The organism is Salinarimonas rosea DSM 21201, assembly GCF_000429045.1.
GTDB classification, from domain to species: Bacteria; Pseudomonadota; Alphaproteobacteria; order Rhizobiales; family Beijerinckiaceae; genus Salinarimonas; species Salinarimonas rosea.
Genome location: NZ_AUBC01000010.1, coordinates 230,839 through 246,088 on the forward strand (window position 1 = coordinate 230,839; position 15,250 = coordinate 246,088).

The following is a 15,250-nucleotide window of genomic DNA, read 5'->3' on the forward strand; positions in this document are numbered from 1 at the left end:
GCCTTTCAGCCCGCCGTACCGGCTTGATTGCCGGTCCGATGCATAACATCATGCATAACATGGCGGCTGACGTGCCCATCTCGAACCATGTGACAAGGCGCAACGGCGTCTACCAGTACGTGCGACGTGTCCCCGAGGACGTGCGCTGCGCATTCGACTTTGCTCGCGTGCAGAAATCTCTCGGCACTCGCAACGAGCGCATCGCCCGAGAGAAGGCGGTGGCGCTCGACCGGGACTGGGATCATCGCTTTGCCCTGGAGCGCGAAAAGCTGGGCGCGGCACCGATCGCACCTGGTGAAGATCGGCCGACGCTCTCGACGGCAAACTGGGCTTGGGCGGATTGGGAGGCGCTCGCACGCTGGCTCGAGCTGACGCTCGCCGAGGAGGATTGGCGGGCCCGTTGCGCGAGCGCACCCGGCCGTCTCTTCGGGCCGAGCGCCGATCCTCGCGACATCCCCTGGCGAGATAACGCAATCGCGCGTGAGCACATCGATCGTCGTCGGCTGCTCGAGGCGCTGACGTCGGCCGGCTACGCCGAGGAGCGGCTCGGCTTCCTGCAGCGCTACGTCGCTCGGCTGGGCGTCTCCCTCGACCGCAGCAGCCCGTACTACGAGCGCTTCTTGGCCGCGTGCCACGCCGCCGAACTCGCGTTTCTCGATCTGTTTCTCCTGCGCGAGGCGCGGAAGGGAGGGATTGGCAACCCCCATCCCGATACGGTGAAGGGCCCGTGGCGGTCTGAGCGACCAGCTGCGGCGACGGAATTTTCCGCAAGCAATCCGCTTCACGTCGAAGCGAGGCAAGGCATCGGCAAATCGATGGAGGACTGCGTCCAAAAATGGATCCAGCGCCGGAGGGTGGCGAAGAAAAGCGTGCGCGCGTCCTACTTGGCCGAGATGCGTTCCAGCGTTGCTGCATTCTCTGCTCTCACCGGCGTTGATGACGCGGGCTTGATTACGCGACGGGATGTGATCCGTTACCGCGATCATCTGGAATCGTCTGCAAAGTTCGCAGCTGCTACGATCAACAAGAAGGTCGGCTTTATCACGACCTTGATCGACACAGCGGTCCACGCGTCTTGGCTCGACAGAGGCATCGGGACCGATATCTTTCTACCTCTTCCGGAGGATGAGAATAGCCGTGAGCCCTATTCGGGCGATCAGCTCGCCCGGATCTTCAAGCATGCCGTTTTCACCAACGGCTATCGTTTCGATCGCACGAAAGCCTGCGGCGAGCTCCAGTTCTGGTTGCCTCTGATCGCGTGTTGCCATGGCATGATCAGCTCCGAGATCCTGCAACTCGGCCCCGCTACGATCCAGCCTCATGAGGCGCACAAGGACGTGCTCTGCTTCGTCGTCACGAACGCGGGAGGGCGGTCGGTCAAGACTTTCGCGCGAAAGCGGTGGGTTCCGATTCGAAAAGAGCTCTTCGACCTGGGACTTTCCGATCTGGTGCGACGTGCGGAGGCGAGCGGCCAGACGTTCCTCTGGAGCGCTATGAACGAGCTGGGTGCCGATCTGACCCGTATCTCCGGTTACTTTTCATCGTTTTGGGCGGACATCAGCGCGAAGGAGTTCGGGATCGCGGAGGATGGTGTCAGCCTCTATTCCTTTCGGCATGCGTTCCAGGACATGCTGGGGGAAGCCGGCTACGGCGAGGACGTGAAGAAGGCCTTGATGGGCCACTCCGACAGCGGGATGACGGGTCGCTACGGCACCAAAAAGAAACCGAAGCCGGTCCCGATTCTCACGTTGAACGAGGCGATCCAATGCCTTGATTGGCCGTTCCTAGGCGGCGTGCAGTGCTGGGGGACTGGTTGAGGAGGGCGCTCGATAAGGAAGCCTTTGCCACTCACGTGGCTGCGTGGCGTGATTGGGGCTAGATTGGGGTTCCTGGCGCCCCAGCCAAATCCACCCAAGTCCCTTAGCCAGCAGGCGAAATCCGCCAGCTGGGTACGTCGTGCCCCAAGTGGGGCACAGGACCGGGACACGGGGGTGGGACACGGGCCTGTATCGAGCCCCGCAACCTCCCCGCACAGGGAGGATCGGCGAGATGGGGCTTTGGGTCAACCTCGAGCGCCGCGGGGCGGTCTATCATTGGCGCCGGCGCCTGCCGCCGGCCTTCGCTCGCGCGCACGGGCGAATCCAGCTACGCTTGTCGCTCAGGACCAAGGAGCCGGGCGAGGCGCGCTACCTCGCCGCCCAGCTCGATGCGGAGGCGCAGATCGTGTTCAGGCAGGCCGATCCGGCGGTCGTCACCAGGGAGCAGCTCGCAGGCGTGTTCGCCCGCGCCCTCGAGGCGCACCGGCGCAAGCTCGAGACGCTCTGCGCCCTCGAGCGCCAGGACGGCACCCTGTCCGAGCGGGTGCGCGAGGAGGAGGAGGCGCTCGGCATCGCCTACCGCGCCATGGCCCGGCTCGGCCCCAACGCGCGGCTCGGCCCCGACGCGCGGCTCACCCCCGACCTGCGTGCGCAGCTCGCCGCCGAGGGCCACGCGCCGGCGGCCATCAAGGCCGGCGCCGCCGCGCTCGCGGCGCTCCAGGAGGCGGGTCTCGCCGGCGCCTCCAGGGCGCGGCTCGCCGAGCTTCTCGGCGCCGTCGGCGCCGAGCCCACCCCCGGCAATGTCGCGCGCGCCGAGCCGATCTACCTGCGGGCGATCGCCCAGGCGCTGCTCGGTGCGCGCGAGCGCCACGACCGCGATCCCTCCGACCCGGCCGATCTCGCCGATCACTTCGCCCAGGATCTCGCCGACGCGCTCGCGCGCAGCCATGCCGCGTCGGCCATGACTGCGCCCGTTCCGGTGCCCGCGCCGGCCGCTCCCGAGCCCGCGCCGCCGGTTGCGTCCGCGCCCGTCGCCGTGCCCGAGCCGGCCGCCGCTTCCGCCCCGGGAGCGGCGCAGCGCCGACCCGAGCAGGCAGCGGTCCCGGTCTCGGCGCCTGTTCTGCGGCCGCCCGCACCCGCGCAGGCCGCGGCTGCCGCGGGGACGCCTTCGACGACGGCCTCGGCGCCGGAATCCGCCCCGGCGGCGCGCTCCGAGGCCGGGGAGGGCGAGATCAGCCGGGTCGGCGAGAGCCTCGTCTCGAGGAACGTCCAGGACAAGCGCTGGAACGCCAAGACGCAGCGCCAAGCGCGCATGATCTTCGCGCTGTTCGCCCGTTTCCTGGCGGAGACGGAGGGGATCGTCTCGATGACGGCCCTGCGCCAGGAGCACCTCGACCGCTTCGACGCCTTCCTGCGCGAGGTCCACCGGGATTTCGGCAAGAGCGGGCGCGACGCCGCGCGCAGCATCGCCGAGATCAGGCGCATCTCCCGCGCCAAGCCCGTCGAGAAGCGCGGGCTCGAGCCGGGGACCCGCAACCGACACCTGACCTTCCTCGGCCAGCTCGTCGCCAGCGCCCGCCGCGCCGGGCACGGACCTGGGCCCGAGGTCAATCCGGGCGCCTTCCGCGTCGTCCAGAAGAAGCGCGGGCGCGACCAGCGGGAAAAGCCCAAGCTCGCGCAGGCCGAGGCCTTCTTCGCCTCGCCCGTCTTCGTCGGCTGCGGCGACTGGCGCACCCCGGACGCACCCGGCGAGCGGATCTTCCACCGCGCGGCGTATTTCGGGCCGATGCTCGCCTATTACCAGGGCATGCGCCGGGAGGAATATTGCGGCCTCGCCGTGGCCGACCTCGTCGTCGAGGACGGCATGCCGCCGCACGTCATGGTGCGGCCCAACGCGTTTCGCGGCCTGAAGAACCTCCAGTCCGAGCGCACGCTGGCGCTGCATCCCGAGCTCGTCCGGCTCGGGCTTCTCGACTATGCCGCCGCGATCGCGGCGCACGGGCACGAGCGGCTGTTTCCGGATCTGTACTCGCCGAGCACGCGTAGTCCGCTCGGCGAGCGGCTCTACGACGAGCTGGCGCCGGCCTTCCGCCGCGCCGGCATCACCCCGCACCAGGCGCGCCATCTGTTCGGCAACGTCCTCAAGCAGCGCCGGGTCGCGGCCGAGATCCGGGCCGACCTCCTCGGCCACGGCGGCGCCGACGAGACCACGGAGCGCTATTGCGACGCGGCCGAGCTCGGCCTGCAGCTCGAGGCCCTCGCCAAGCTTCCCGTGGTCACCGCCCACCTCGAGCCGCGGCCGATCACGCTGCTGCCCTGGGTGGAGAAGGGCGAGGTCGCCCCCTGGTCGCGGGCGTCGCGCGCCGTGCGGCCGTCCCGCCGGGCCTGAGGCTGCCGCGGCCGCCGCCCTGGCGCGCCCGGCCGCTCGCGCCTCACCGGACCGGCGCGTCGTCGCCGTGCGGCCATCGCCGCGAACTAGTTCGTCACTAGTGACGGCGATCCTCCGTGAAACCGGCTCTCGGACAAGGCGAGGAGCGAAGGTGGCGCCCGCGATGCCCGGCGGGACCTGCGCGCCGCCGCGAGGCTCGTCGGCCGCCCGCCGTCGACCGTTCGCTGCTCCAGGCATGCGAGCGCGCGTCGCCGCGCGCACCACGCCCGCGCTCGGGCCTCGGCCGCCGAGCCCGCGCGCGCCGCCGCGAAAGTGCGACAAGCGCGGGCGCGGCGAACCTCTCGCCGAGGACGAGACGGCCCCGGGAAGCAATCCGGCCTCTCCCGAGCCGCGGGCCGGACGCACGGCGCCGAACGGGCAATCGCCCCCCGGGATCGCGAGACGCCCGCCGATGGTCTCAGGAGCCGCGCGAGGCCGACGGGGCCGCCGCGGCGACGAGCCCGGCGACCTCCGCTCCCGACAGGATGCGAAGCGCGATCAGGGCCTCGGCGACCTGCCCGACGGCCTCGAGGCGCGCCGACGGTCTCACAACCGGCGCGCTGCCATCGAGTGGGGCGCGTCGATTCCGGCTGACGCCGGGCGGATCCATGCCGCCGGCACAGGGCGGGAAATTCCGGATCTCGTTGCTCCCGGCGCGGGGCCGACGTCGGCGCGGCGCCGCAGAGGCGATCGCCGCGGGCGCCCGCGTGATCAGAGGGGCCTTGGCTGTCGGAGCCGTGGACCGGCTGCGTCCGGCATCATCGGAGCAAGACCTTCAGGCGCGACGGGAATCCAGGTCCCCCAGCCAAACTCCCCTCGACCCGTTGCTCCGCAAGGCTTTCGGCGATCTCGCCGGGGCGTCTTCCCCTTCCTGGCACACGGACGGGGCACATGAGCGGGCACACGGACACGAGACCGAGCGGGCGGACGGCCGAAGCGGACAGCGCAGGCGACATCTCGCACGACACCGCGCACGGCGTCTCTCGGCGCGACGGCCGCCACGGCGCGGCGAGACCGGTCCGGCGCGGGCGCGTCGCCCATCTCGAGCGGCACGACGGCGCCTGGCGCTTTCGCCTGCGCCTGCCGAAAGCGCTTGCGCCGAGCGGCGCTTCGAGCCAGCTTCGGGTACGAATCGGTTCGGTCCCCCACGCCGTCGCCGCGCGCCAGGCGCGCCGGCTCAGGGCCGAGGCCTATCGGCTGTTTACGAGGCTGGCGGGCATGAACGAGAAGGTCGTGCGCGAGGCGATCGCGCTGTGGAAGCAGGAGGCCGTGCGGCGCACGGCCGAGCGCCTGCGCGAGGACGGGCTCGCCATCCTGGAGGGCCGCGAGCGCGACCGGCTCGACGCCTGCGCCGCCGGCCCGGACGACCATCCCGGCTTCGAGCTCGACGCGCTGCTGCGCGCCGCCCTCGAGCTCGACCCGGACGGGCCCCGCGCCCGGGCCGAGGCGGCTTTGTCGGGCCAGCCGCAGGCGCGCCGGGAGATCCTGGAGCCGCTCGCCGGGTTCGCCCAATCGGTGCTCGCGCCGAGCGACGAGACCGGGCGCGCCGAGGTCCGGCAGGCGCTGCCGCTCTTCGTCGAGGGCCTCATCGAGATCATCGAGGCGCAGCGGCCGCTGTGGCGCGGCGAGATCGGCGCGCACGTCGCCGCCGCGGTGCCTGCCCCGGCCGGCGCGCCCGAGGCGCGGCCCTCGGCCGTTCTCCCGGCCGCCGCGGTGCCGGACGCCGGCGCGTCGACGGCCCCGGGCCCCGTCACTAGTGACGTCACTAGTGACGCCGGAGCGTCGACGCCTCCCGCCGCCGTCACCAGTTCGCATCCCAGGCCCGCGAGCATTCGAAGCCCGCGAGCATTTGAGGCCCGCGAGCATCCCAAGCCCGTGCATTCCGCCGGATCCCGAACCGCGTGCGCGACGGCTCGCATCCGACGTTGCGTCGCCTTCGCGCTTGTTCGGTCCGACTCGATTAGCCATCCCTCGACAACTTGCCGTGACGAGTGACGCCAAGCCCTGATCTTCCGGCCGTTGCGCCCATACATCCGCTACGCAGCAGGGGAGGCGGAGATGGCTTTGGACAGCGAGGTCGAGGCGCGCGAGGACGCGAAGCGCCTGGGTCATCAGGATTTGGTCGAGGGCGGGCTGGAGCGCATCGAAGCTTATGTCTTCCGCAAGGAAGGCGAAAAGCCCGGGCGCAAGATGAAGGAATCGCGCCAGAACAGGTACCGTGATACCAAGAGGAGCAAGGGGCTCGAGCAGGTCAACCTCTTCGCGCCCGAAGGCGAGAAGCCGAAGGAGATCTTGCGCGCCATCGCCGCAGGGATGGGCGGGAGCACCGAGTACCTGGACGCCGTCGCAGCGCTCACCGCGGACGACGACGCCTGGCAGGTCCTGACCGAGCCGCGCCGCAGCCTCGCCGTCGAGCTCTCCCGCCCGGCAAACGACAACCTCGCCACCGTGACGCGCCGCGCACTGGGCGATCCCGAGCTCACGATGCACCTCGCGGCCTTCTGCGAGCTCGCCGCCGCGGAGCGCACGAGCCTGCTCGCAGCGGCGCATGATCCCGTTCTCCTGCGCATGGTTGCGCGCTACCAGACGGACGAGGGCTATCGCCGTGTTTGCCGGGCGCTCGACGAGACCGAGGAGCAGGCGCCGGAGGGCGCCCGGATCGATGCCGAGACCGCGCTCGCGGTGGAGACGCTGCTGGGGCCGGACGGCGCGCCCCTCCGGACCGCGCTCGCGCGCGTGCCGGAGAGCCCGAGCCTGCCCCGCGACATCGACTCGTTCTGCGCCCTCGATGGCCCGGTGAGGTGGGGAGCCCTGAATCTGGCGCGCAGGGCGCCGGCGGTTCTCTCCCGGACCGTCGAGGCGCCGGATCTCGCGGATGTGCTCGCGACGCTCGCGGTCCTTCCCGAGGCGCGGGCGCTGCTCGGCTGGTTCGCGACCGCCGACGCGGCGCGGACCGAGCCGGGCGCGCGCCTCGAGGGCGGCGCGAGCGGACGGCAAGGCGGGAGGGCCGTGTCCGGCATCGCGGGTTCCGTGTTGCTGCGCTGGCGTCGCGATCCGGACTTCCAGCAGGCCGTGCAGGCGATGGACGGGGATCGCGCGGCACGGCTCGTCTCGAGCCTGCCGGGCGATCTCGTCCGCGAGATCGCGGCGCGGCTCGACGGGCCCGGCGCCGAGGAGCTCGAGGCCGTTCTGGCGCTCCTGCGCGACGGCGCCGTCTGGCGGCAGATGCCGGGCCTCGCGCGGCTGCCCGTCGAGGTCCGCACGGGCTGCCTCGATCTTCTCGCCCGCCACCCGAGCCTCCTCGCCCGCCTCGCCGCCGATCGGGAGCTGCTCGCGAGCGTGCTCGAGCTCGCCAACGATGCCGCGCTGGCGCAGCTCGTCCGCGACGCCGGTGAGGCGCTCACGACCCGCTCCGGCCGGTGGTCGCTCGCCCGCAAGGTCGCGTTCGGGCGCAAGGTCGCGTCCGGGCGCAAGGTCGCGTCCGGGCGGAAATAGCCGATGCAGGATGGGCGGGGCGCCGGGGCCCGCCCCGCGCATCAGGCTCGCCGGCCCGGTTCCGAGGTGTTCGGCGTCTGTTCACCCGGCACGGCGGCGAACGGCATCGGCGCCTCACGGCTCGTTAACCAATCGGGCAACCAGGCGCGAGGCGCCTCTGGCAGCCCCGGGGCCGGTGTCCTACCTCGGAGGACGGCGGAGGATTTTCCGCCGCAGCCGGCCAGGCAATCGGGACCGGCGTCCGCCTTGTCGCAGGGGCGGCCGCCGAACAGGGTCGCAGTCCCGTCCGGCAGCCTGGCCATCGATCGACTCCGGTATAGGGAGTTTCACGATGGTTGTTTCCACCGATAGCATCTGCGCGCCCACGCGCAAGCCGGCGCGCGTCGCCGCCTCGGCCCTGTCCACCGCCCTCGACCACGCCGCCGCCGCCGGCCCCTGCGCCGCCGGCGAGCCCGCGGCCACGTGCACGGCCAAGTCCACGTGCACGGCCATGCGCGCCGCCTCGGTCCACGGCCGCATCCCCGCCGGCGTGTGCCCCGACGAGCTCGTCGCCGTGCTCAGCGCGCTCGAGGAGGAGGGGGGCTGCCGCACCCTCGGCGACCTCGCCTGCGCGATCGCCGCGAGCCCGAGCCCGGTCGCGACGATCGTGGCCCTCGCCAAGGCGGGCCTCGTCGTCCTCGACGAGGACGACCCCTTCGACGCCATGCTCCAGGTGCGCCGCGCCTGACGCCGCTGCCGAATCGCCGACGCGCATCCCCGCGAACCTCGGGTTCGCGGGGACCCGCAAGGCGTGTCGCTCGCTCGTCACAGGGGTCTCAATGTCCGCTTTCCTTCGTCTCAGCGCCGCCGAGAGACGGCGCCTTCACGTGATCCAGCGCCCCGGCCTCCTCGCGCGCATCGTCATCGCGCCGTCGCCCGCCTGCACGGCCGAGTTCCGCCACCACCCCATGCTGAGAAGCCCCGCTGCCTATATCGGCCTGTGGGATGACGCCGCGTCGCCGGGATCGAGCAGGACCCCGGGCGTCCGGGCGACCCGCACCGCCTGGTCCGGCGCCGCGCCGCCGCCGGCCCGCATCGCCATCCTGCCGTTGCAGGGCGGGTTTGCGGAGGAGGAGGCGCGCATGCTGGAGCGCATGATCTTCTGCGCCCTCGAGGATCGTGTCCCGCTTCTGGTGGACCTGCCCAACGGCGCGCCGCTCGAGCAAGACCGTTACGCGCGTCTGCACGCCATCTGGGCCAGCGCCGTCGTCCTCCTCGGCGACGTCGCTCCGCGCCTGGCGGCGCCCTGGCCGGGGCCGCCGATCCTGCGGGGGCATCTGGAGAGCGGCGGCGCGCGCCTTCGCGGCACCACCTGCGGCCTCACGGCCACGATCCGCCGGACGCCGGATGGCTGCGTGATCGAGGCCGGAAGCCACGTTCGGCGCGTCTTGCCGGAATGCGCGGATCCGGGCGTGCGCGTGATCCGCACCGAGCTGGTTCACGTCGGCGTCCTCGCGCCCATCGACGAGCACGCCTTCGTCCTGACCCGCGATCTCGCGATGCCCAGCCGGTCCGCAGCGCGCCGCTTCGCGTTCGGCCAGCGCGGCCGGACCGTCGACTGGTACCCCGTCGAGCGCCGCGCGAGCGCCCCCGTCATGCCGTGCTCGGGAGGGGCCCGATGATCGAGGACCTCACCGACGATTTCTACGATCCCTACGAGGACGAGGAAGCCCACGACCAGGAGCTCGACGGCGCGCCCGTAGCGGTGCCGGACGCGCTCTGCCGGGCGCTTCTCGACGACGCTTTGCCGACCGACCTGATCGACCGCCTGTGCGCCGGCGAGCCGCTCTGCGTCGTGATCTCCCCGCCGGGGCCGGGCTGGGGGGCCCTCCTGCGCACGGACATTCGACGCCGGCTCGCCGCCCGTGGGGCGATCGACCCGCTCGTCGAGATCCTCGTGCGCGAGGCGGCGGTACGCTCCGACAGCGATCTGGAACTGCTCCGGTGCCTCTGGGAGGGCACCTCGCTTCTCGCGATCGCGCCGGACCCCGGGGCGATGCTGCCGGCCGCGATCGTGCGCGCGGCCGATCTCCGCGTCCAGCTCCCGGCCATTGCAGGCCGCCATCTGCGCGCCGTGATCCTCGACGTCACCGGAGAGGACCCCGGAGACATTCCGGACGCGCGCCTCGGCGGGCTCGAGCTCCTCGACGTCGCCGCCAGCGTGCGGCGCGGCGCCACCGGCGCCGCCTGTGCGGCGCGCCTGATCGCCATGGCGGAGGAGCGCACACGCTCCCGGTCGGAGGGAGCGCCCCTGCTCGAGACGCTCGCCGGCTATGGCGATGCGAAAGAGTGGGGCATGCAGCTGGTGCGCGAGGTCGCGCGCCACCGTGCCGGCGCGATCGGCCTCGCCGACCTGCCCAGAGGCGCCTTGATCTCGGGCCCTCCCGGCACCGGCAAGACGCTTCTCGTCCAGTCGCTCGCGCGCAGCGCCGGCCTTCCTCTGGTTGCGACATCCTTCGGCGAGTGGATGGGGGCCGGTCATCTCGGCGATTCGATCGCGCGGATGCGCGCGACCTTCGCCGAGGCGAGGCGGCTGAAACCTTGCATCCTCTTCACCGACGAGATCGACGCCGCCGTGGATCCGGCCAGCGAAACCGGCGGCTCCAAGTCGTTCTGGATGTCGTTCAGGTCCGCGCTGCTTTCGGAAGTGGATGGTGCGAGCAGCGAGCCGGGCATCGTGCTGATCGGCGCGTGCAATCATGAGGAGCTTGTGGATCGCGCCTTGCGCCGCGCCGGACGCCTCGACCGTCACATCGAGATCGGCTTGCCGGACCGCGAGGCCCTGGCCGACATCCTGCGTCACCATCTCGGAGAGGACCTGCCGGAGGTGGACCTCGCCGGGCCCGCGCAGCTCGCCCTCGGCCGCTCGGGCGCGGACATCGCGACGATGGTGCGCAGCGCCCGGGCGCGGGCCCGGGACGCGGGTCGCCCGATCGCGATTGCGGACCTTCTCGCCGAGCTGTGCCCCGCCGACGAGCGGGACGGCGCCACGCTGCGCCGTGTCGCCCTGCACGAGGCCGGGCACGCCGTCGCCGCGGCCCTTCTCGGCTACCCGATCGATCACGTGAGCGTCGTTCAGAGGCAGGGCTCCGCGGGGCGCATGGCGCTCGCGGCGTCCTCGATGCCGACCCTCGCCGAGATCGAGGCGCAGGCGACGATCGCGCTCGCGGGGCGGGCGGTCGACGTCGTCGTCTCGGGGAGCCCGTGTGCCGGCGCGGCAGCGGACCTCGTCATCGCGACGCGCCTCCTGGCCGCGTCGCACGCGCGGTGGGGCCTGCGGCGGACTCTTCTCGCATGCGCCGACGACGAGAGCGTCGCACGCCGGCTTGAGTATGATGCCGAGCTCCGCGGGGCGGTCGAGGGCGATCTCGAGCGGCTGTGGACGACGGCCGTGAGCCTCGTCGAGGCGCGCCGCCCGGCGATCGACGGGATTGCCGACGCGCTTCTCGAGCGGCGGATCATTCCCGGAGCGGAGGTGCCCCAGCTCATCCGCTCCCTTGAGGCTCGCGCGCGGCGCCGCGGGGGGCGGCAGCCGCCGACGCCGGACGCAGTGCCATAGCCTGTCGCGCCGGGGTCGGTCGCGGTGCTTGCCCCCGCCGCCGGCCCCGCGCCCATCCCGTGACAGAGAGCCTCCGATCGCCAAGTCTCGGACCCGAAGAGCCGAGGCGACGCCGGTCGGACGGCCGCGCGATCCGGCGGTCCTGGGTTCCGGTCGACGAGGAAGGGGGGCCGCCTGCAGAGGCCTGCGGCTGACGAGGCCATGGCGCCATCTGCATCGGGCATCGGCGAGAGCGGCCGAGACGCGTGCGTTCGCGGGGAGCATCCCGGCAGCGGCTCGCGCCTCGACGGGCTGCCGCCCTGCCGCTTCGAGAACCGCGGCCCGGCTTTCGTAGAGCGCTTATCGACGCGTTATCGCGAGCCGAGGGGGAGGGGGAGGCGGCGCTGGCGGCGGGCGCAAGGGAGCCTGGCCGAAAAGGACCGGAGGGCGGGCGCAAGCGCGCTGGTCGGCGATCAACCCTAAGGCGCATTGCGGAAATTCGTTGCGAACTGGCGCGGATTCCTCTCCACGTTACGCCGATTCCTCTCGATCTTGCGCCGGCGTCGCTCGCGCTCGCGCGCCCGTGCCGGTCGGCCTCGCCCGGCCGTTTTCCGGAAATCCGTTGCGAGAGCGAAGATATTCGTTATTGTGTGTCCAAGTAACGGGGGGGTTCCGGGACCTTCGAAAACCACCTTTGTCGGGGCGCCGCTTCGCAAGAGGCGGAGAGCTGCGCTCGCCGGGGCTATCGACAGGCTGCCCGGGCCCCGCCGATTCGGGCCTCGGCCTCCAGCAGATCCCGAGCTCGGTCGGCGACCCCTTTATCATGTATGATTGCTGACGCAGATTCGGCGCTACTTCCTTTCAGCGGGCGCACGCGCACTGATGGCGTTCGCCTCGGGAGAAAGGCATCGAAAGCGGCCGCACAATGCGGTCTCGTCCGGGAGGAACGCGTCGGCGCGTCGTGCTGGATCGCACGTGCACGGGACCGCGGCGACGAGGCGAGATGCCGAGGCTCGCATCGGCGGCGATTGCCTCGAGGCGCATACGCCAGCCGCCCGGGGTCAGTCGACGAGGAACACGTCCTTTCGCCTCTCCTCGTCGCCCGCGCGCTCGAGCTCGACGAGGGCCGCAATCGCGGCGCGGCGCATCGCCGGGTCCATGCCGGCGAGGAGGGTCGCGGCGAGCGCGACCTCGTCCACGACCGCCCGCTCGTTACGCGACAGCATGGCCCGGCGCGCCTCCTCGAAGAGGCGCGCGATCAGGTCGGGTGCGGAGCGGACGCGAAGCGTGGACATGGCGGCGATGCTACACCTCTGCGCTTAAGCGACCTTCACCGATCACCTCGTTGCCGGCACCAGGCGACCACGGGCCTTCGCAAAGGACGGCGCCGCGGGCCGCGCGAGAGCTGCAGCGGATCGCCGGCGCCGCCCTTCGTTGCGCCGAGGCCGCCGCCGCCCGGCTTCTCGCCGCCCTTTGCGCAGAGGAGCTGTCGGGACGGCGCCGCGGCAAGCCCGCATCGAGGTCGGTCGACCGCCGAGGACGTGTACGGTAGCGACGACGTTGGTCGCCGGTCTCCGGGAACGAGAGCGCCTCGACGGCGAAAGGGGAAGCTTCATCGAGACTGCGGCGAAGCCAGCGGGCTGCAGGCGCTCGCCATGCGGACCCGTCCAGCATGCGCCTGAACGGCTGGCCCTCGGGCGCCAGCGTTGCTATTCCACAGGAGTAGCGCCGGTCCCTGCTCGACGCTGCAGAGGCGGCGCTTGATGGGGGTGCCGGTGACGATGTTGCTCGAGAGGGACGGCGGGATGGTGAGAGGGGTGATGCTCGCGGTCGCGCTGGCGGCGGCGACAGCTCTTCCGGGATGCGAGGAGGCCTGGACCGGCTTCGTGCAACCGAAGCGGGGAAATGTCCTCGGCGTCGTCGAGATCGGCAGCTTCCGATCACTCGAGGAGTGCAGGTTGGCGGCGCGGGAGGCGCTCGCACGGGCCGGCTGGGCCGACGGCGACTACGCCTGCGGCCAGGGCTGCCGCGAGCGGGCGGGCGTCTACGGGCCCTTCACCTGCGTGCGCACGGAGAGCTGATGGGCCTCGGCTCGCTGCGACGATGCGATTCGCGCCTGGCCCCGGCCCCCCAGGCCCTGCCAGATGCGGCCCTCCCCCTGTGGAGAATTCGCGGCCGGCCTCGGCGTCGCGCGCGGTGCCGGGCCGCCCGCTCCTCCGCACGCGCGATCAGCTCATGAAACAGCCGACCCAATGGGCGACTGGGTGCGACGACTTATTGCAAGGTCTCACGCGAACGTCGTCGTGGTCGCGGTGGCCGCGAAACTCGCTCGGATCGCCTGGGCTGTGGATCGGCGCCGGGGTCCCGCGCCGATCGGCGTGGGGTCCCGGACGCGAAAACCTTACGCGAGCAGGCGTCCGTCACGCTTCACAGGGGGCCCGCGGTGAAGCCGAGTGATAGTTTGCGGGCAGGAGGGAGGTCGGTGCGTGGATGGCGGCGTCGGCAACCACGCGGCTGAGTAATGCCGATGTCAAGCCGCTCTGTAGCTCGGATCGAAGGGCTGGCGATGATTGAGGATGGCCCAGAGCACGTTCACGCGTCGTCGCGCCAGGGCGACGAGGGCCTGGACATGCCTGTGTCCCTCGCGCCGCTTCCGGTCGTAGTAGGCGCGGGAGGTCGGGTCCTTTGCGACGACGGCGCAGAAGGCGCTCTGGTAGAAGACGCGCTTGAGGGCCTTGTCGCCGCCGAAGGCGCGTCGGAGGGCGCGCGCCTTGCCGGACTGCCGCAGGATTGGCGCGAGGCCTGCGGCCGAGGCCATGGCGTCGGCCGAGCGGAAGCGGGCGATGGAGCCTGCCGCGGCGATGAACTCCGCCGAGAGAACGACCCCCATTCCGGGCAGGCTTCGGATGAGGGCCCCGTCAGGGTGGGCGGCGACGAGGGCTGCGAGTTCCTTGTCGATCTCGGCGATGCGTTCGCGTGCGGCCAGCGCCTCGACGGCGAGCTCGCGCACGAGCCGGGCGAGGGTCGCCTCGCCCGGGACGACGATGGTCTGCGCGCGGGCGGCGGAGAGAGCGATCTCGGCCAGGCGCTCGGGATCGCGCAGGCTCGGCGTCTTGCGCAGCTGCTTGACGATGCGGGCGTTCCCGGCCGCGCGGATCTCGCCGGGCGTGACGAAGCGGGTCAGCAGCACGAGCGGCCCCTTGGCGCCGAGATCGAGGCTGCGCTCGAGGCCGGGGTGGATCGAGGCGAGGAACTGGCGCAGGCGCGAGACGCGTCGCGTCTGGTCCTGCACGAGGTCGCCGCGGCGGGAGACGAGGAGCCGGATCGCGACGGTGGTCTCCTCGTCGGGCAGGATCGGCCGGAGGTCGGCGCGGGTGCGCACGAGATCGGCGATGACGCGCGCGTCGCGCGGGTCGCTCTTGCGCTCACCGCCCGCATGACCCTGGGCGGCGCGGTTGACCGCGATGCCGGGCACGTGGACGAGCGCGAGGCCGGCGGCGATCAGCACGGCCTCCAGGAAGCAGGCGATCGAGCCCGTGACGTCGAGGCCGACCCGCACCTCGCCGTCGAGGCCGACGAGATCGGAGGCCAGCGCCTCGAGCGCCTCCTGCTCGTTCGAAACCGCGCGGTCGATCAGGACGCGCGCGTCCTGATCGACCGCATGAACCCAATGGACGTCCTTGGCGACGTCGATACCGACACAGATCCGCATGGCGCCTCCCCCACGTCGACGAACCGCATCCAGGGTCTCGCCGGCATCGCCTTACGGAGCCATGATCGGCATCGAGCAATCAGCAGTCGAACCCCGGTGGCGATGTGGGTGGCGCAGCCGGCGGAGCCATCGAGGGCAGCCGGAGTGATAACCATGCCCAAATCGCCTGCGTCCCGACAGACTGGCCGAGTCGCGGCCGGAACGCATCAACTGGGTAAGGC

Annotated in this window: 10 protein-coding genes; 8 read left to right on the forward strand and 2 right to left on the reverse strand. The window is 71.9% G+C overall.

Features of this window, described 5'->3' with window-relative positions; genetic code table 11:
- The first annotated feature begins 50 nt into the window (after nt 1–50).
- From G407_RS0108880 to G407_RS26675, 7 genes are all read left to right on the forward strand, one after another.
- A complete protein-coding gene (locus G407_RS0108880; RefSeq protein ID WP_029030522.1) occupies nt 51–1,817 on the forward strand; it encodes a DUF6538 domain-containing protein in 1,767 nt (588 codons plus the stop codon).
- A 232-nt stretch (nt 1,818–2,049) separates the two neighbouring features.
- Nucleotides 2,050–4,206 (forward strand): DUF6538 domain-containing protein, encoded by a 2,157-nt coding sequence (locus tag G407_RS0108885; RefSeq protein ID WP_029030523.1) that lies wholly within the window; start codon nt 2,050–2,052, stop codon nt 4,204–4,206.
- A gap of 1,257 nt (nt 4,207–5,463) precedes the next feature.
- On the forward strand, nt 5,464–6,240 hold the full coding sequence (locus tag G407_RS0108895) for a hypothetical protein (protein ID WP_156917521.1): 777 nt from the start codon (nt 5,464–5,466) through the stop codon (nt 6,238–6,240).
- 63 nt (nt 6,241–6,303) lie between these two features.
- The gene (locus tag G407_RS0108900; protein WP_156917522.1) at nt 6,304–7,740 is read left to right on the forward strand and encodes a hypothetical protein; all 1,437 of its coding nucleotides are present in this window, start codon (nt 6,304–6,306) and stop codon (nt 7,738–7,740) included.
- Between the two features lie 331 nt (nt 7,741–8,071).
- The gene (locus G407_RS0108905) at nt 8,072–8,467 is read left to right on the forward strand and encodes a hypothetical protein (protein WP_029030526.1); all 396 of its coding nucleotides are present in this window, start codon (nt 8,072–8,074) and stop codon (nt 8,465–8,467) included.
- 139 nt (nt 8,468–8,606) lie between these two features.
- Nucleotides 8,607–9,401, forward strand: a complete 795-nt coding sequence (locus G407_RS0108910; protein WP_029030527.1) for a hypothetical protein — start codon at nt 8,607–8,609, stop codon at nt 9,399–9,401.
- Nucleotides 9,398–11,338: an AAA family ATPase gene (locus G407_RS26675; protein ID WP_043539276.1), complete on the forward strand. Its 1,941-nt coding sequence runs from the start codon at nt 9,398–9,400 to the stop codon at nt 11,336–11,338. Before G407_RS0108910 ends, G407_RS26675 begins: the two co-directional genes overlap by 4 nt.
- Before the next feature lie 1,040 nt (nt 11,339–12,378).
- On the opposite strand, the gene G407_RS0108920 is transcribed toward G407_RS26675, so the two are convergent.
- Nucleotides 12,379–12,612, reverse strand: coding sequence for a hypothetical protein (locus G407_RS0108920; RefSeq protein ID WP_029030528.1), 234 nt, complete (start codon nt 12,610–12,612; stop codon nt 12,379–12,381).
- A 486-nt stretch (nt 12,613–13,098) separates the two neighbouring features.
- Between G407_RS0108920 and G407_RS0108925 the strand changes: the two genes are divergently transcribed.
- Entirely contained in the window at nt 13,099–13,398 is a 300-nt protein-coding gene (locus G407_RS0108925; protein ID WP_156917523.1) for a hypothetical protein, read from the forward strand.
- A 449-nt stretch (nt 13,399–13,847) separates the two neighbouring features.
- On the opposite strand, the gene G407_RS0108930 is transcribed toward G407_RS0108925, so the two are convergent.
- The gene (locus G407_RS0108930; RefSeq protein WP_029030530.1) at nt 13,848–15,029 is read right to left on the reverse strand and encodes an IS110 family RNA-guided transposase; all 1,182 of its coding nucleotides are present in this window, start codon (nt 15,027–15,029) and stop codon (nt 13,848–13,850) included.
- Nucleotides 15,030–15,250: the final 221 nt, after the last annotated feature.

Coding starts and splice junctions, on each gene's coding strand:
- G407_RS0108880 (WP_029030522.1), top strand. CDS start 51: ATGCATAACATGGCGGCTGACGTGCCCATCTCGAACCATGTGACAAGG.
- G407_RS0108885 (WP_029030523.1), top strand. CDS start 2,050: ATGGGGCTTTGGGTCAACCTCGAGCGCCGCGGGGCGGTCTATCATTGG.
- G407_RS0108895 (WP_156917521.1), top strand. CDS start 5,464: ATGAACGAGAAGGTCGTGCGCGAGGCGATCGCGCTGTGGAAGCAGGAG.
- G407_RS0108900 (WP_156917522.1), top strand. CDS start 6,304: ATGGCTTTGGACAGCGAGGTCGAGGCGCGCGAGGACGCGAAGCGCCTG.
- G407_RS0108905 (WP_029030526.1), top strand. CDS start 8,072: ATGGTTGTTTCCACCGATAGCATCTGCGCGCCCACGCGCAAGCCGGCG.
- G407_RS26675 (WP_043539276.1), top strand. CDS start 9,398: ATGATCGAGGACCTCACCGACGATTTCTACGATCCCTACGAGGACGAG.
- G407_RS0108920 (WP_029030528.1), bottom strand. CDS start 12,612: ATGTCCACGCTTCGCGTCCGCTCCGCACCCGACCTGATCGCGCGCCTC.
- G407_RS0108925 (WP_156917523.1), top strand. CDS start 13,099: ATGTTGCTCGAGAGGGACGGCGGGATGGTGAGAGGGGTGATGCTCGCG.
- G407_RS0108930 (WP_029030530.1), bottom strand. CDS start 15,029: ATGCGGATCTGTGTCGGTATCGACGTCGCCAAGGACGTCCATTGGGTT.